This is a genomic window from Amycolatopsis sp. NPDC114504 (assembly GCF_055633595.1).
This window is the reverse complement of record NZ_JBVKDU010000003.1, coordinates 481,837-498,115: the sequence shown is the minus strand read 5'-3', so window position 1 is coordinate 498,115 and position 16,279 is coordinate 481,837. Positions and strand designations below refer to the sequence as shown.

At 70.7% G+C, this 16,279-nt stretch carries 16 protein-coding genes; 8 read left to right on the top strand and 8 right to left on the bottom strand.

Going from position 1 to position 16,279, the window contains the following annotated elements:
• Positions 1 to 180 precede the first annotated feature (180 nt).
• Positions 181 to 684 carry an Lrp/AsnC family transcriptional regulator gene (locus ACZ7PG_RS23710; RefSeq protein WP_470241272.1) on the bottom strand — a complete coding sequence of 168 codons (504 nt, stop codon included), beginning with the start codon at positions 682 to 684 and terminating at the stop codon, positions 181 to 183.
• A gap of 98 nt (positions 685 to 782) precedes the next feature.
• Here ACZ7PG_RS23710 and pdhA point away from each other — a divergent pair, with 98 nt between their 5' ends.
• Genes pdhA through ACZ7PG_RS23680 form a run of 6 tightly spaced genes read left to right on the top strand, consistent with a single transcriptional unit; the run spans position 783 to position 6,675 of the window.
• Positions 783 to 1,853 (top strand): pyruvate dehydrogenase (acetyl-transferring) E1 component subunit alpha, encoded by a 1,071-nt coding sequence (pdhA, locus tag ACZ7PG_RS23705; protein ID WP_470241271.1) that lies wholly within the window; start codon positions 783 to 785, stop codon positions 1,851 to 1,853.
• Complete coding sequence (locus tag ACZ7PG_RS23700; RefSeq protein WP_470241270.1) at positions 1,853 to 2,848, top strand: alpha-ketoacid dehydrogenase subunit beta; 996 nt, start codon at positions 1,853 to 1,855, stop codon at positions 2,846 to 2,848. The genes pdhA and ACZ7PG_RS23700 overlap by 1 nt, the downstream gene beginning before the upstream one ends.
• Positions 2,841 to 4,016, top strand: coding sequence for a dihydrolipoamide acetyltransferase family protein (locus ACZ7PG_RS23695; RefSeq protein WP_470241269.1), 1,176 nt, complete (start codon positions 2,841 to 2,843; stop codon positions 4,014 to 4,016). The genes ACZ7PG_RS23700 and ACZ7PG_RS23695 overlap by 8 nt, the downstream gene beginning before the upstream one ends.
• A 56-nt stretch (positions 4,017 to 4,072) precedes the next feature.
• Positions 4,073 to 4,621 carry a hypothetical protein gene (locus ACZ7PG_RS23690; protein ID WP_470241268.1) on the top strand — a complete coding sequence of 183 codons (549 nt, stop codon included), beginning with the start codon at positions 4,073 to 4,075 and terminating at the stop codon, positions 4,619 to 4,621.
• Positions 4,618 to 5,604, top strand: coding sequence for a hypothetical protein (locus ACZ7PG_RS23685; RefSeq protein ID WP_470241267.1), 987 nt, complete (start codon positions 4,618 to 4,620; stop codon positions 5,602 to 5,604). The genes ACZ7PG_RS23690 and ACZ7PG_RS23685 overlap by 4 nt, the downstream gene beginning before the upstream one ends.
• A 45-nt stretch (positions 5,605 to 5,649) precedes the next feature.
• Positions 5,650 to 6,675, top strand: coding sequence for a class I SAM-dependent methyltransferase (locus ACZ7PG_RS23680; protein WP_470241266.1), 1,026 nt, complete (start codon positions 5,650 to 5,652; stop codon positions 6,673 to 6,675).
• A 5-nt stretch (positions 6,676 to 6,680) separates the two neighbouring features.
• On the opposite strand, the gene ACZ7PG_RS23675 is transcribed toward ACZ7PG_RS23680, so the two are convergent.
• The 6 genes from ACZ7PG_RS23675 to ACZ7PG_RS23650 all read right to left on the bottom strand — a co-directional run bounded on the left by ACZ7PG_RS23675 (position 6,681) and on the right by ACZ7PG_RS23650 (position 13,552).
• Positions 6,681 to 7,181, bottom strand: a complete 501-nt coding sequence (locus tag ACZ7PG_RS23675) for a putative immunity protein (protein WP_470241265.1) — start codon at positions 7,179 to 7,181, stop codon at positions 6,681 to 6,683.
• 38 nt (positions 7,182 to 7,219) lie between these two features.
• Positions 7,220 to 8,350: an NAD(P)/FAD-dependent oxidoreductase gene (locus ACZ7PG_RS23670; protein ID WP_470241264.1), complete on the bottom strand. Its 1,131-nt coding sequence runs from the start codon at positions 8,348 to 8,350 to the stop codon at positions 7,220 to 7,222.
• Positions 8,347 to 8,667 (bottom strand): bifunctional 3-phenylpropionate/cinnamic acid dioxygenase ferredoxin subunit, encoded by a 321-nt coding sequence (locus ACZ7PG_RS23665; protein ID WP_285475999.1) that lies wholly within the window; start codon positions 8,665 to 8,667, stop codon positions 8,347 to 8,349. The genes ACZ7PG_RS23670 and ACZ7PG_RS23665 overlap by 4 nt, the downstream gene beginning before the upstream one ends.
• 184 nt (positions 8,668 to 8,851) lie before the next feature.
• Positions 8,852 to 10,510: a choline dehydrogenase gene (gene betA / locus ACZ7PG_RS23660; RefSeq protein ID WP_470241263.1), complete on the bottom strand. Its 1,659-nt coding sequence runs from the start codon at positions 10,508 to 10,510 to the stop codon at positions 8,852 to 8,854.
• A gap of 9 nt (positions 10,511 to 10,519) precedes the next feature.
• Positions 10,520 to 12,088, bottom strand: a complete 1,569-nt coding sequence (locus ACZ7PG_RS23655) for an amino acid permease (RefSeq protein ID WP_470241262.1) — start codon at positions 12,086 to 12,088, stop codon at positions 10,520 to 10,522.
• Between the two features lie 36 nt (positions 12,089 to 12,124).
• Positions 12,125 to 13,552, bottom strand: a complete 1,428-nt coding sequence (locus tag ACZ7PG_RS23650; RefSeq protein ID WP_470241261.1) for an aldehyde dehydrogenase family protein — start codon at positions 13,550 to 13,552, stop codon at positions 12,125 to 12,127.
• Between the two features lie 91 nt (positions 13,553 to 13,643).
• On the opposite strand from ACZ7PG_RS23650, the gene ACZ7PG_RS23645 reads away from it, so the two are divergent.
• Complete coding sequence (locus ACZ7PG_RS23645) at positions 13,644 to 14,222, top strand: TetR/AcrR family transcriptional regulator (RefSeq protein ID WP_470241260.1); 579 nt, start codon at positions 13,644 to 13,646, stop codon at positions 14,220 to 14,222.
• A 260-nt stretch (positions 14,223 to 14,482) separates the two neighbouring features.
• On the top strand, positions 14,483 to 15,604 hold the full coding sequence (locus ACZ7PG_RS23640; RefSeq protein ID WP_470241259.1) for an aromatic ring-hydroxylating oxygenase subunit alpha: 1,122 nt from the start codon (positions 14,483 to 14,485) through the stop codon (positions 15,602 to 15,604).
• A gap of 6 nt (positions 15,605 to 15,610) precedes the next feature.
• Here the strand turns inward: ACZ7PG_RS23640 and ACZ7PG_RS23635 are convergent, their stop codons facing one another.
• Positions 15,611 to 16,258: a GntR family transcriptional regulator gene (locus tag ACZ7PG_RS23635; protein WP_470241258.1), complete on the bottom strand. Its 648-nt coding sequence runs from the start codon at positions 16,256 to 16,258 to the stop codon at positions 15,611 to 15,613.
• Positions 16,259 to 16,279 lie beyond the last annotated feature (21 nt).

Genomic DNA, 16,279 nt, shown 5'->3' with positions numbered 1-16,279 from the left:
CCGGCGGTCGCGAGGATGCGTCCGTGCGGGTGATACGGGGTGGACGTCCGGCTCAACGCGGCCGCGAGTCGGCCCTCGCGCCGCGTTGGCCGCGTGCTTGAAGCGGCATCACGCGTGATTGGGAGGGCATCACGTGTGATTGAAGGGGCATCACGCGTGATTGGGGGGTCGACACGGCGGTCAGTGCAGGACCGAGCCCGGCAGCTCCTCGAAGATCAGCCACGTCCGCGTCGACCGGACCCCCTCCAGGGCCTGCAGGCGCTCCAGGACGACGTCGCGGAGGGTTTGGTTGTCCGGGGTTCGGACCAGCAGCAGGATGTCGAAGTCGCCGCCCACCAGGGCCACGTGGTCGACGTACGGGATTTCGTGCAGGTCCGTCGCCATCGTGCGCCAGGACGTCTGCTCCACCGTCACCATGATGTACGCCGACGTGCCCAGGCCCGCCCGCCGCGGGTCGATCCGCGCGCCGAAGCCCGTGATCACCCCTTCCGCCATCAACCGCTCCAACCGTGCGTACGCGTTCGTGCGCGAGATGTGCAGCTTTTCGGCCAGCGCCCGGACCGCCAGGCGGCCGTCCGACGACAGTTCCGCCAGCATCGCCCGGTCGACCTCGTCGAGGGCCGGGGCCGTTCGTCCCGCGAGGCCGGGGACAGCCGACGTCGGGAAAGACGTTTGGTCACCCATTGGCCCTTGAAAAGACTGTTTGTCGCTCATTTCGCCCAACCCTTGAACAGAAGGCCGCCGAGAACCACCATTCGAGCATCATATGTCTGCGAGAGGTGGTGCCCGTGGAAACCCTCCTGCCGTCTACGACGCCGGTGCGGTTCGTCGCCGAGGACGGGACGCGCGCCGACCGGCACGGCCGGTACGCCGAGCCCGCGAAGGACCGCCTGAAAGCCGCCTACCGGCTGATGGTTCTGGGCCGCCGGTTCGACGTCCAGGCGACCGCCCTCACCAAGCAGGGCCGCCTCGCCGTCTACCCCTCCAGCGCCGGCCAGGAGGCCTGCCAGGTCGCCGCCGCGCTCGCCCTGCGGGACAACGACTGGCTCTTCCCCACCTACCGCGACTCGGTCGCGCTCGTCGCGCGCGGCCTGAAGCCCGGCGAAGTCCTGACGCTGCTTCGCGGCGACGCACACTGCGGCTACAACCCCGCCGAGACGCGCGTAGCGCCCCAGTGCACTCCGCTCGCGACGCAGACTCTGCATGCCACCGGTCTCGCGCACGCGATGCAGCGACGCGGTGAAGACGCTGTCGCGCTCGCGCTCATCGGGGATGGCGCCACCAGCGAAGGCGACTTCCACGAGGCGCTCAACTTCGCCGCCGTCTTCAAGGCGCCCGTGGTGTTCTTCGTGCAGAACAACGGCTACGCCATCTCCGTCCCCTTCGAGAAGCAGAGCGCCGCGCCCGCGCTGGCGTACAAGGGGATCGGCTACGGCATGCGCTCGGAGCAGGTCGACGGCAACGACGCCGTCGCGGTCCTCGCCGTCCTCGACGACGCCGTGAAGCACGCGCGCGAAGGCAAGGGCCCGGTCCTCGTCGAGGCCCACACCTACCGCATCGACGCCCACACCAACGCCGACGACGCCACCCGCTACCGCGACGCGGACGAAGTCGCGAAGTGGCGCGAAGCGGACCCGCTCAAGCGGCTCGGGACCTACCTGAAAGACGACCTGACCGAAAACGACGTCGAGCGATTCCAAGCGGAAGCCGAAGAGTTCGCCCAGTCCGTCCGCGACACCCTGAACGCCGACGCCGAGCTCGACCCGATGTCCCTGTTCGACCACGTCTACGCCGAGCCGACCCGTCAGCTGCAGCGCCAGCGGGCGATGGTCGCGGCCGAGCTGGAGGCCTGATGACGACCACGATGGCGCAGGCGCTCAACGCGGCCCTGCGGGACGCGCTCAAGGACGACGACCGCGTGCTGGTCTTCGGCGAGGACGTCGGCACGCTGGGCGGCGTCTTCCGGGTCACCGACGGCATCACCGCCGACTTCGGCGAGGACCGCTGCTTCGACACGCCGCTGGCCGAGTCCGGCATCGTCGGGTTCGCCGTCGGGATGGCGATGGGCGGTTTCCGTCCGGTCGTCGAGATGCAGTTCGACGCCTTCGCCTACCCCGCGTTCGAGCAGATCACCTCGCACGTCGCGAAGCTGCGCAACCGCACCAAGGGCGCGCTGGAACTGCCGATGGTCATCCGGATCCCCTACGCCGGCGGCATCGGCGGCGTCGAGCACCACTGCGATTCCAGCGAGGTCTACTACACGCACACGCCGGGCCTGCGCGTCGTCACGCCGGGCACCGCGCAGGACGCCTACGACCTGCTCCGCGACGCCATCGAGTCGCCGGACCCGGTCGTCTTCCTCGAGCCGAAGGCCCGCTACTGGTCCGGTGAAGAGGTCTCCTTCACGCGCACCGGCCCCGCCATGGACCAGGCCGTGGTGCGCAAGACCGGCAAGGACGTCACGCTCATCGCGTACGGCCCGATGGTCGCCACGGCGATGGAGACCGCCGAAGCCGCGAAGGACGAGGGCTGGGACGTCGAGGTCGTCGACCTGCGTTCCTTGAGCCCGTTCGACGACGAGACCGTGACGGCGTCCGTGCGCCGCACCGGGCGGGCCGTGGTGGTCCACGAGGCCGCCGGCTTCGGCGGCTACGGCGCCGAGGTCGTCGCTCGCGTCACGGAGCAGTGCTTCCACCAGCTGCACGCGCCCGTGCTGCGCGTGACCGGGCTCGACATCCCCTACCCGGCGCCGAAGCTCGAGCGCCACATGCTGCCCGGCGTCGACCGGATCCTCGACACGATCGCGCGCCTGCAGTGGGCCGACACCCCGGTGGTGGCCGGTGCCTGACTTCCTGCTGCCGGACCTCGGCGAGGGCCTGACCGAGGCGGCGATCCTCAACTGGCACGTCGCGATCGGCGACACGGTCAAGGTCGACCAGATCGTCGTCGAGGTCGAGACGGCGAAGGCCGCGGTCGAGGTGCCCGTGCCGTTCGCCGGCGTGGTGTCCGCGCTGCACGGCGAGCCGGGGCAGCTGCTGCCGGTCGGCGCGCCGCTGCTGTCCGTCGGCGGCTTCGCCGAGCCCGGGGTGACGACGTCGTCCGGCAGCGGCAACGTCCTCATCGGCTACGGCACCGCACCGACGACCCGGCGCAAGCGTGTCCGGCGCGTGGAAGCCCCGGTCCCCAAGGCGAAGGCGCCCGGCGTGATCTCGCCGTTCGTCCGGAAGCTGGCTTCGGACAACGGGATCGACCTCGCGAAGCTCACCCCGACCGGCCCGGACGGGATCATCCGCCGCGCCGACGTCGAGGCGGCGCTCGAGAAGCCCGTCGCCAAGGGCAAGCGGATCCCGCTGACCGGCGTGCGCAAGGCCGTCGCCGACAAGCTGACGACGTCCCGGCGCGAGATCCCCGAAGCCACGGTCTGGGTCGACGTCGACGCGTCCGAGCTGGTCGCCGCGCGGGCGGCGCTGAACGCCAAGACGGACCGGCCGGTGAGCCTGCTCGGGCTGATCGCGCGGTTCGCCGTCGCGGGCCTCAAGAAGTATCCCGAGCTGAACTCGCGCGTGGAGGGCGACGAGATCGTCCTGCTGGACGAGATCCACCTCGGGTTCGCCGCGCAGACCGACCGCGGACTGGTCGTACCGGTCGTGCGGGACGCCGGCGAGCTGTCGACCCGGGACCTCTCGGCGGCGATCGGCGACCGCGCCCGCACCGCGCGCGACGGCAAGCTCACGCCCGCGGACCTCACCGGCGGGACGTTCACCGTGAACAACTACGGCGTCTTCGGCGTCGACGGCTCGGCCGCGATCATCAACCACCCCGAAGCCGCGATCCTCGGCATCGGCCGGATCATCGACCGGCCGTGGGTGGTCGACGGCGCGCTCGCGGTCCGGAAGGTCTGCGAGCTGACGCTGGCCTTCGACCACCGCGTCTGCGACGGTGGCACGGCGGGCGGGTTCCTGCGGTTCGTCGCGGACTGTGTCGAATCGCCGGTCACGGCACTGGGCGACCTGTAGCGACTCACCGTGCGCAGTGAGTCGGTGGTGACGGCTGTGGCACTTAAAGTGTTCGCGTGACGACTCCAGCCCAGCACGACCGGGACCAGGCGGAAGCGCGCGTGGGCCGGCTCAAGCAGGACCTGCGCGGCGGGCTGGCGACCCCGCCCGCCGACGTCGAGGCGATGGACGAGCTCGTCGCGACGGCCCACCGGCTGCTCGACTCCGAGGTGGCGTTCGACGACGCGAAGCATCGGCTCGCGAACGCCGAGCTCGAGTCGCGGCACGCGGCGACGCAGCGCGCGGTCGTCTACTTCGCGGCCGCGCCGGTGCTGGTGCCGCTGGCCGCCGCGGCGATGGTGCTGTTCGACGTGCTGTCCCCGGTGTGGCTGCCGGCGCTCGTCCCGCTGTTCGCGGCGGGCCTGTGGATCGGTTTCGCCCCGGTCCGGCGCGTCGGCGACGTCATCCGCGAGCGGACGCGGGCGGCGTGGGCGGGCAGCGTCACGGCGGCGCTGCTGGTGGGCGCGCTGGTGCCGTGGTCCGGGGCCGTCGTCGCCACGATCCTGACGGCGCTGGGCGTCGCGGCCACGTGCGGGCTGCTGTGGCGGGAGGGCCGGATCCCGTGAGCCACGGCTACGCGACCTACGGCGACGATCCCGAGTTCACGCAGGAGTACGCCGAGCCCGTCGACTCGACGCGGCAGGACCTCGACGAGCTGTTCGCGGCGGTCGACGGGCTGCGTGCGGCCGTCGAGGAGTCCGACGACCGCGTGCGGCAGGAGGTCGCCGACCTCACCGACCGCGTCGAGCGGAGCGGCGGCGACCGGCAGGAGGACCGCATCGACCTGCTCGGCCGGCAGCTCGAACGGCTGCGCCAGCAGGTCCAGGCCCTGGAGCGCGCGGTGCGCGTGGCCGACGGCGTGCCGCGGATCAACCTCGACGAGGTCGGCACCGAGACCCGGGCGCTCGCGGCCGAGGCGGCGCGCTGGGACGACCTGCACAAAGAGCTCGTCACGAAGGAGCAGCGCGCCCGGCATGAGCAGGAGCTGCTCCGGCTGGATTCGGTGCGGGCGGCCCATTCCCGGTGCGACGCCGACCTGGTCGAGGTGATGCGGGTGCTGGCGTCGACGGATCGCGCGTCCCGCGCTCGCGGGGACGCGGAGTCGACGTTCCGCGCGCTGTCGACGCGGCGCCGGACGCTGCTGGACGAGGAGATCCCGGCGGCGATTGCGGCGGCGGACCAGGCGAAGCTGGCGTTGCGCGAGGCGGACGCGGTCGAGGCGCGGATCATGCCCCAGCTGGAACGCGCCGAGCGAGCGTGGCACGACCTGCAGGTGCGGCTGCGCACCCGCATCACGGACGCGCTCGGCTCGAACGCGCTGCTGCCGGCGTGGTTCGGCCACGCGCTGGGGGTCGCCCCGCCGCCCGGGGCGTCCGGCGACGCGTGGATCCGGACGGCGGCGTCGGTGCTGGCATACCGGGTGACGTTCGGGATCAAGGACCCGGCGCTGCCGCTGGGCCCACCGGCCGGCGAGGACGCGGACACGACCGAACGCCGCTGGACCTGGCGGGCGAGGCTGGAGTCCGATCTCGACGAGCTGGCCCTCTAGCCGAATCCGCACCGGCCGGCGACGGCGATGAACTACGTTTCGATCATGTCCTACCGAGACGCGACGGCCCACTACACCTCGCCCAAAAGGCGTGATCCGGTCAAGACGATGCTCGAAGAAGTGGTCACCCACCGAGTACTGCGAGATGCCCTCTCCCGGATCCCGCGTGCGCCCGGCCGGCCACTGCGGGTGCTCGACGTCGGGTGCGGCACCGGCGACGGCCTGGCGCTGCTGACCGAGCGGCACGGCGCCCTCGCCCCGCTGACCGGCGAGCACACCCTCGACTACCTCGGTGTCGACATCGACCCCGACATGGTCGACACGGCCCGCGCCCTGCACGCCGGCCGGCGGGCGGAGTTCGTCGTCGCGGACATGCGGTCCGAACTGCCCGCGGGCGACTTCGACCTCTACCTCTCCTGCGGCGTGCCCTACTCCCACCTTCCCCACGAGGACGTCGTCGAGGTCCTGACCGGCGTCATGCGGCGGATCGTCGAGACCCGCGACCGCGCCGTGCTCGTCGTCGACGTCCTCGGCCGCTACTCCGTCGAGTGGACGCCGAAGTGGCCGGAGACCCGCTGGTCCTACAACATGAGCTTCTTCGAGGACGCAACCGAAACCCTCCACGACCGGATGAGCTTCTTCGACCGCGGGTCGCTCGACGCGGCGCTCGTCGAAGCCGCGATCCGGGCCCGGGCCCGGCTGAGCGGGACGACGTTCACCGACCGGTCGATCCTCGCCGGCCGGCACACCGCCACCCTCGCCTTCAACCCGGCGATCCCGCCCTACCGCACCCTCCTCAACGAGCTCGCCCGCGGCACCACCGACGTCGACCCCGCCCGGCTGCGGTTCGAGCCGCCCACCGGGACCGCGCCCCGGCCGGTCGAACTGTTCTTCGCGGCCTTCGCCGAACGCTGGAACCGGATCATCGCCACCGGAGACGTGCGCTCGCCCGAACGCGCGAAGCAGCTGGCGACGTCGCTCTTCGCGTGGGAACAGCAAGCCCAGCAAGGCCTCGGTACCGGGCACTCCCTGATGGCCACCGTGGTCGTGGAACGTCCCACCCTCACCTGAGGGAGTCAGGCGCGGAGGGCGGACTCCAGCTGCCGGTGCAGCTCGCCGAGCCGGGACTTGCCCGGCTTGCCGGGCGGGAAGCGGCGGAGGAGGTCGGAGACCGCCGGCGGTGCGTGGTCGAGAGCCCAGCGGATCTCCGCGTCCGCGTCACCGCCGGCGAGTTCGCACGCCAGCGCTGCCTGCTGCGCGGGGCCGACGATGTGCTTCACCTGGTGCGGCGACGCCAGCGGGTGCAGGTAAGCCGCGCCCGCCGCGCCGACGGCCGCGCGTGCGGCGGCGGAAGCGGCGGGGTCGGAAGTCTCGCCCGCCGCCTTCAGCGCCGCCCACGCCACCGTGCGAAGCAGCTTTGTCCGCGCAGCGCCCGAAGCGAACTCCTGTGCCGCGGAGATCGCGGAAGCCGGACGGGGATCGCCGGGTACGCGGGTTTCGTACAGCGGCAGCGCTCGCGAAGCGCAGTCGGCGGCCCAGCCCGTCAACGCCCGCAGCTCGTCGAGAGTCAGCTCCATGTGGGTGAAGCGTATCTCTGAACAGCCGGTTGAGACTTTCAGACGACCGCCGGCTGCCGGAGCGGACGGCGCAGGCGGTTGAACAGCTTCGCGTTGTTCAGCGCGAACACGCCGACCGTCGCGCCGTCGCGCTGCCACACCGCCGCGAACGACGAGGACGACAGGTCGCCGTCGACCACCGAAAGCGTGTCGTCCGGGCGGGGGTGCCCGGCCAGCTGCAGGGTCCCCGCGTACTGGTCCGACCAGACGTACCCGCTCGGCGAGTACGTGCGCGACGTCTGCCCGGCGAGCAGGTTCGCCACCGCGACCGGCGCCTGCTCCGACGCGTTCGTCCAGTGCTCGTGCCGCCGTCCCGCGTACCGGGCCACATCGCCGACCGCGACCACGGACGGCAGCTCCGTCACCAGGCCCGCGTCCACGCACACCCCGTCGGAGACGGTCAGCCCGGACCCCGCCAGCCAGTCGGTCGCCGGGGTCATGCCGACGCCCACGACGACCACGTCGGCCGGGACGAGCGACCCGTCGGCCAGGTGGACGCCCGCCTCGGACATGCCCTCGACCCGGACGCCGCAGCGCAGGTCCGTGCCGTGGTCGGCGTGCAGGCGCGCGCACACCGCGGCCAGCTCCGGGCCCAGGACCGGCGCCAGGGGAGCAGCCAAAGCTTCCAAGACGACGACGTCGAGGCCCAGCGAACGGCACGTCGAGGCCACCTCGGCCCCGATGAACCCGGCGCCGACGATCGCCACCCGCACTCCGGGCACCAGCGCCGCGCGCAATGCGAGAGCGTCGTCGAGGGTCCGCAGGGTGTGGGCGCCTTCGAAGCCCGGCAGCGTGCGCGCCCGGCCGCCGGTGGCGATGACGACGCCGTCCGCGTGGACCGACCCGCCGTCCGACAGCAGCACCCGGCGCGCGGCCGGGTCCAGAGCCGTGGCGTGTACGCCGAGACGGAAGTCCAAGGCCAGCGAAGCGAGGTCGCCCGCGTCGAGCAGCTCCAGCGACGCCTGCGACGCCGTCCCGGCGAGGAACGCCTTGGACAGCGGCGGCCGGTCGTAGGGCAGGTGCGCCTCCGAACCGATCAGCACGATGCCGCCGTCGTAGCCCTGGGCGCGCAGCTCCTGCGCGGCGCGGACCCCGGCGAGCGACGCGCCGACGACCGCGATGCGCTTCACGCGGCGTCCTCGCGAGCCACGCCCTGGACGTAGATGACGCCTTCGTCGACGAGGACCGAGTACGTGCGCACCGGCTCCTTCGCCGGCAGGCAGCTCGGCACGCCCGTGCGCAGGTCGAACAGCGCCGCGTGCAGCGGGCACTCGACGAAGCAGCCCTCGAGCCAGCCGTCGGCCAGGGAAGCGTCCTGGTGGGTGCACGTGTCGTCGATGGCGTACAGCTCGCCGTCCTCGGTGTTGAACACCGCGATGGCGGGCGACCCCGGGATCCGGACGGACTCACCCGGGGGCAGCTCGTCCACCGTGCATGCGCGAATCATGAGTCCTCCGAGACAGTTGCGCATTGAGGAACATCGACTGTGATCCGCAACAAAGTCTGAGTCCCGTGAAGCGCGTCGTCAAGGGGCTACGGCCGGGTAGTTTCCGTTACCCGCTAACGGATAATCCGGGCACGCGCGATGCGCCCGTACCGAGGATGGCGGTACGGGCGCTACGACGTCCGGGCTAGTTCTCCCCGTGCCGGTAGAACGGCGTCTTGATCGGGGCGAGCGGGGTGTTGCCGAGGATGAGGTCGGCCGCCTTCTCGGCGGTCATCATCACCGGCGCGTAGATGTTGCCGTTGGGGATGTAGGGCATGACCGACGCGTCGACGACGCGCAGGCCCTCGGTGCCGTGCACCCGCATGGTCTGCGGGTCGACGACGGAGCCCTCGTCCACGCCCATCTTCGCGGTGCACGACGGGTGCAGCGCGGTCTCGGCGTCCTTGGCGACCCAGTCGAGGATCTCCTCGTCGGTCTCGACGGACGGCCCCGGCGAGATCTCGCCGTCGTTGTAGGGGTCCATCGCGGACTGGTTGAGGATCTTCCGAGCCACCCGCACGGCTTCGACCCATTCCTTGCGGTCGTTCTCCGTGGACAGGTAGTTGAACTTGAGCGCCGGGTGCTGCCGCGGGTCGGTCGAGGTGATCTTCACCGAGCCGCGGGTGTCGGCGTACATCGGGCCGACGTGCACCTGGTAGCCGTGGCCTTCCGTGGGTGCCGAACCGTCGTAGCGGATCGCCACCGGCAGGAAGTGGAACATCAGGTTCGGGTACTTCACCTCGTCGTTGGACCGGACGAACCCGCCGCCCTCGAAGTGGTTGGTCGCGGCCGGCCCGGACCGCAGGAACAGCCACTGCGCCCCGATGAAGGGCCGCTTCCACTTCGCCAGCGACGGCTGCATCGACACCGGTTGCTTGCAGGAGTACTGGATGTACACCTCGAGGTGGTCCTGCAGGTTCTCGCCGACACCCGGCAGGTCCTTGACGACGTCGATGCCGAGCTTCTCCAGGTCGCCCGCGTTGCCGACGCCGGAGAGCTGCAGCAGCTGCGGGCTGTTGATCGCGCCGCCGCAGAGGATGATCTCCTTGCCGTACACCTCACCCGGCATGCCCCGGCCCTCGGCGTACTCGACACCGATCGCGCGCGTGCCCTCGAAGAGGATCTGCGACACGAACGCGTGCGTCTTCACCGTGAGGTTGGGCCGGTTCTCCACCGGGTGCAGGTACGCGCCCGCCGCGGACAGCCGCCGTCCCTTCCGGACGTTCCGGTCGAAGGCCGCGAAGCCCTCCTGCCGGTAGCCGTTGACGTCGTCGGTGCGCGGGTAGCCCGCCTCCTCGGCGGCGTCGAAGAACGCCTGGAACAGCGGGTTCGACGCCGGACCGCGCTCCAGCTCCAGGGGCCCGTCGTGGCCGCGCCACTGCCCGTCGGGGGCATCGGCGAGGCAGTTCTCCATCCGCTTGAAGTACGGTAGGCAGTGGGCAAAGTCCCAAGTGGACATTCCGGGGTCGCCGGCCCAGCGTTCGTAGTCCATCGGATTGCCGCGCTGGAAGATCATCCCGTTGATGCTGGACGACCCGCCGAGCACCTTGCCGCGTGCGTGGTAGATGCGCCGGCGGTTCATGTGCGGCTCGGGCTCGCTGCGATAACCCCAGTCGTAGAACTTCGACCCGATCGGGAAGGTCAGCGCGGCCGGCATGTGGATGAAGACGTCCCACTTGTAGTCGGCCCGCCCGGCCTCCAGGACCAGGACCTTGTTCGAGGGGTCCGCCGACAGCCGGTTCGCCAGCGCGCAGCCCGCCGAACCGCCGCCGACGATGACGAAGTCATACGCATCGGAACTCATGGGTCCTCCTCAGCCGGGTAGCGAATCCGGAGCGTTGTCGGGCATGTGTTCGGGGCTCGTGTGCGAGGAACCCCAGGTGCGGCGCCGGACGTACAGCATGATCGCACCGATGATCACGATCAGCCCGGTGACGATCACCGCGCCCCACTGGAAGTACCAGTGGTCGTCGCCGTACACCTCGGCGCGCGGCCAGATCAGGTTGACCGTCATCCCGGCGCCGTAGAGGACCGCGACCAGGTTCACCAGCGTGCCCCAGCGGCCGAGCTTGAAGTACGGGCCGTGGTCCGGGCGCGGCCACTGCCCGCGCAGGCGGCGCAGCAGCAACGGGCCGGTGACCATCAGGTAGGGGATGTAGAACAGGATGATCGCGGTCGAGGTCAGGATGAAGAACGCCCGCTGGTTGCCCAGGTTGATCAGCAGCACCACGACGGTGAGGCCGCCGGTGAGCAGCGCCGGCAGGACTGGCGTCTTCGACCGCGGCGACACCTTCGCCATGGCCTTGCTGAACGGCAGCCGGCCGTCGCGGGCCATCGCCCACGCCATCCGGATCGCCGCGGTCTGCACGGCGAGGCAGCACACCGTGATCGCGATCGCCGAGCAGATCAGGAAGGCGTCGCCGAGCCCCTCGCCGAGCGTGCTCTTCAGCAGGTACGGCATGCCGGAGGTGCTCAGCTCGTCGGCGTTGATGTCGCCGACGGCCATCATGCCGACCAGCATCACCAGACCGCCGACGATGAACGACGCCGTGATCGCCCGCAGGATCGCGCGCGGCGCGTGCTTGCGCGGCTGCGTGGTTTCCTCGGCGAGCGAGCCCGCCGTGTCGAAGCCGTAGAAGACGTACGCGCTCATCAGCGACGCCACCAGGAACGCCCCGAGGTACCCGAGCGAGTGACCGTCACCCGTGGCGTGCGTTTCGAAGACCACCTGCGGGCCGCGCTTGATGTGGATGGCCAGCGCGATGATCAGCAGGATGACGGCGGACAGCTCCACCGCGACGCCGAAGTTGTTGATCTTCGCCATCAGCTTGACGCCGATGACGTTCACGATCGTGGCGAACACGACCAGCACCAGGGCCAGGATGATGGCGTTCTGCGCGCCGCCCGGGGTCGACGTAAGTCCGGCGTCGGAGTCGCTGCCGACGATCTGGAACGCGGTCGAGACCTGCGGCAGGATGATCTGGTAGGCGACCGCGACGGCGCCCGCCGTCACGATCGCGCCGATGATCATGATCCAGCCCGCGAGCCACGACGTCGCGGGTTTCGCGATCTGTTTCGCCCACTGGTACACCGACCCGGCGAGCGGGAACTGGCCGGCGAGCTCGGCGAAGCACAGCGCGACGGCGAGCTGGCCGAGGAAGACCAGCGGCCAGGTCCAGATGAACGCCGGTCCGCCCGAGGCGAAGCCGAAGAAGAACAGCTGGAACACGCCGGTCATGATCGAGATGTAGGAGAACCCGGCGGCGAAGCTGGAGAAGGAGCCCAGGGAGCGTTCGAGCTCCTGGCGGTAGCCGAACTTCTCGAGGTCGGAGCTGTCGTCCGGGGCAGGCCCCCCGCCCGCCGGCTTTTCTTGCGTGGTCATGGCTACGTCCTCACATCGTGGGTGGGGGAGGGATTTTCAGCCTTTGAACCAGTGCTGCGGAACCGGATCGATGTTCTGGTAGACGTGCTTGTGCTCCTGGTACTCCGCCAGCCCGGACGGTCCGAGCTCGCGGCCGATGCCGGACTTCCCGAACCCGCCCCACTCCGCCTGCGGCAGGTAGGGGTGGTAGTCGTTGATCCACACGGTGCCGTGGCGCAGGGCCCCGGCGACCCGCTGGGCGCGGGACGCGTCCGACGTCCACACGGCTCCGGCGAGCCCGTACTCGGTGTCGTTGGCCAGCGCGATCGCGTCGGCCTCTTCGGTGAAGCGTTCCACGGTGACGACCGGGCCGAAGACCTCTTCCCGGACGATCGCCATGTCCCTCGTGCAGCCGGAGAACACGGTCGGCCGCAGGAAGAAACCGTTTTCGTACTCCGGTCCTTCGGGCCGTTCGCCGCCCGCCCGGAGCGTCGCGCCCTCCTTGAGAGCGCTTTCGATGTACCCCTCGACCTTGGCGCGGTGCTGCGCCGAGACGAGCGGGCCCGTCTCGGTCGCGGGGGCGAGGCCGTCGCCGACCCGGATCCGGTCGGCGCGCGCGGCGAGGTCCGCCACGAACCGGTCATGGATCCCATCCTGGATGATCAAGCGCGCGCCCGCCGAGCAGACCTGTCCCGAATGGACGAACGCGGCCATCAGCGCGTAGTCCAGCGCGGTGTCGTAGTCGGCGTCGGCGAATACCACGTTCGGGTTCTTGCCGCCGAGTTCCAGCGCGACTCGCCGGACGCCCTTCGCGGCGGCCGTCATGATCTTCTCGCCGGTCGCGTAGCCGCCGGTGAAGGAGACGAGGTCGACGCCAGGGTGCTCGACCATCGCGGCGCCGACGTGGCCCGGCCCGAGCAGCAGGTTGACGACGCCGGGCGGCGTGCCGGCCTCTTCGAGCAGGGCGACCAGCTTGATCGTGGTCAGCGGCGTGACCTCGCTCGGCTTGAGCACGATCGTGTTGCCCGCGGCCAGGGCGGGCGCGACCTTCCACGACATCTGCAGCAGCGGGTAGTTCCACGGCGCGATGAGCGCGCAGACGCCGACCGGCTCGTGCACGATCCGGCTGACGACGGTCGCGCTGCCCGCGTCGACCAGGCGTCCGGCGTCCTTGCCGGCGAGGTCGGCGTAGTAGCGGAAGACGTTCGTGACGTCGTCGATGTCGATGCGGCCTTCGCCCAGCGTCTTGCCGGTGTCGAGGCTCTCGGTGCGGGCGAGTTCCTCGCGGTCGCGGACCAGCAGGTCGGCTACTTTGCGCAGCAGTTCGCCGCGCTCGGTCGCGGTGGTCCGGCGCCACGGGCCGTCGTCGAAAGCCTTCCTCGCGGCTCTGACCGCGACGTCGACCTCCTCGGGCCCGGCTACGGCGACCTGCTCGATCACCTGGCCGGTCGAGGGGTTCAGTACGTCGAGGTAGCGGTCCGTCATGCGGCCCTTCCCGGATCGGTAGTGGCTGCTCAGTGCCTGGAGTGCGTACATTTGTACGCGAAGCGTGTACAGATGTCCACAAGGGGGCTTGATGGCGAAGAGCGAACCCGGCGCGACGCGGCGCCGTGGTCCGAACGACCCCGAACGGCGGGCGCGGATCGCCAAGGCGGCGATCGAGGTGGTCGCCCAGCGGGGGATCGACGGGCTCACGCACCGCTCGGTCGCCGCGGCGGCCGGCGTCCCGCTCGGCTCGACGACCTACCACTTCGCGACGCTGGACGACCTGCTGGAGGTCGCCCTGCACGAGGCGGCCGAGAAGAACGTCCACGCGCTGAAGGAGTGGGAGTCGGCGCTCGCGCCGGACGCCGACTTCGCCGCGGCGCTCGCCGACCTCGTCATGGGGTACATCAACGAGCAGTACCGGGACACGGTGGTCGAGTACGACCTGTACGTCGCGGCCCTGCACCGTCCCCGGCTCCGGGCGGCGAGCGCGGCCTGGGACGAGGCGCTGATCGCGTTCTTCGGCTCCCGAACGGACCCCCTGACCGGCCGCCTCCTGGCCGGCCTGTTCTGCGGCCTCCTGATGCAGGCGGCCCTGGCCGACCCCCGCCCGACCCGCGACGAGATCGAAACCCTCTTCCGCCGAGCCATCCACGGCCCCGCCATGTGACTGAAGGGGACACACGCGTGTCTGGAGAGGCATCACGCGTGATTGGAGGGGCATCACGCCTGATGCCCGCCCAATCACACGTGATGCCCGTCTGGACACGGGTGATGCCCGCTCAATCACGCGTGTGTCCCGAAACCGGTGGTGGGCAGTGAAAAACGTGGGTTGACATCGGGTCTGGGTGGCAGTCACTCTGTTCCGGAGTGAGCAACAAGACGCGTTCTGCGCAACTCCCGAACTGATCCGCGGAGAGGACCACGCCGGTGACCACTACCGATCTGCCGCCGAGCCTGCTCGCCACGCTTCCCGGCAGCTACTACACCGACCCGGCGATCTTCGCGCTGGAGCAGGCGAAGATCTTCGAGGCCGACTGGTTCTGCGCCGTGCGCAGCGCCGACCTCGTCGGGCCCGGGTCGTTCGAGACCGTGCAGATCGGCAAGGAGAGCGTCCTCGTCTCGCGCGGGCGGGACGGGAAGCTGAACGCGTTCCTCAACGTCTGCCGCCACCGCGGCGCGCGGCTCTGCACGTCCGAAAGCGGCACCGTCAAGCGCGCCTTCCAGTGCCCGTACCACGCCTGGACCTACGGCCTCGACGGCAAGCTGGTCGCCGCGCCGAACCTCACCGGGATGCCGGACGTCGACCGCACCACCTTCGGCCTCACCCGCGTCCACCTGCGGGAGTGGCTCGGGTACGCCTGGGTCTGCCTGGCCGACGAGCCGCCGCCGTTCGACGGCAGCGTCGTCGCCGCGGTCACCGAACGGCTCGGCGGCGCCGAGGCGATCGAGGCCTACGGCGTCGACGGCCTCGCGCTGGGCAAGCGCATCGAGTACGACGTGAAGGCGAACTGGAAACAGATCATCGAGAACTTCATGGAGTGCTACCACTGCGCGACGATCCACCCCGAGCTCACCGAGGTCCTCCCGGAGTTCGCGGACGGGTACGCCGCGCAGTACTACGTCGGCCACGGCGCGGAGTTCGGCGGCGACGTCCGGGGCTTCACCATCGACGGCAGCGAGGGCGTCGACCGGCTGCCCGGCGTCACCGAGGACCAGGACCGCAAGTACTACGCCATCACCATCCGCCCGCAGGTGTTCGTCAACCTGGTGCCGGACCACGTGATCCTGCACCGGATGTTCCCGCTGGCCCCGGACCGGACGCTGGTGCGCTGCGACTGGCTCTACCTGCCCGGCGTCGTCGAGTCCGGCCGCGACCTCACGCGCTCGGTCGAGCTGTTCCACCGCGTCAACCTGCAGGACTTCGAGGCGTGCGAACGCTGTCAGCTCGCCATGGACTCACGCTCCTACGCCGGCGGCGGGGTGCTCGTGCCCAGCGAGCACCACATCGGCGAGTTCCACGACTGGGTCCGCGGCCGGCTCGGCGTCTGAAAACGGCTAGATCAGCGCCCGGATGGCGGCCTCGAACCCGGTGACGTGCTCCAGCGTCAGCGCGGCCGCCTTCTCGGCGTCGCCCTCGATGATCGCGGTGAGGAGCGGGACGTGCTCGTCGACGTGGCCGGCCATCCCGGACAGCCGGGGCACGAACACGCACCAGATCCGGGTCGCGAGGTTGTCGTACCGGATCAGCGTGTCCTCGAGGAACGGGTTGTGCACGCACCGGTAGATCGCCCGGTGCAGGGCGAGGTCGGTGCGCAGCAGCTCGGCGTTGTCCCCGGCCGGGACGCCGGCGTCGAGCTGCGCGCGCAGCTCGGTCAGGGCGGCCCGGTCGGCGTCGGTCGCGCGCCCGGCCGCGGCGGCCGTCGCCATCGGCTCCAGCGTGCGCCGCACCTCGGAGATGTGCGCGAGGTCGGAGATGTGGACGTCGGTGGCGAACGTCCCGCGCCGCGGGTAGGCGACGACCAGCCGTTCGGACTCGAGGCGTTTCAGCGCCTCGCGGATCGGCGTCCGGCCCATGCCGAGGGTGGTGCCGAGCTCGTCCTCGTTGAGGGGCGAGCCCGGGGGGATGTCGAGCATGACGAGCCGGTCGCGGATGAAGCGGTACGCCTGTTCCGCGAGCGACGGGGGATTGACCTGGGGGTGCACGCCGCTTAGCCTACATCGACG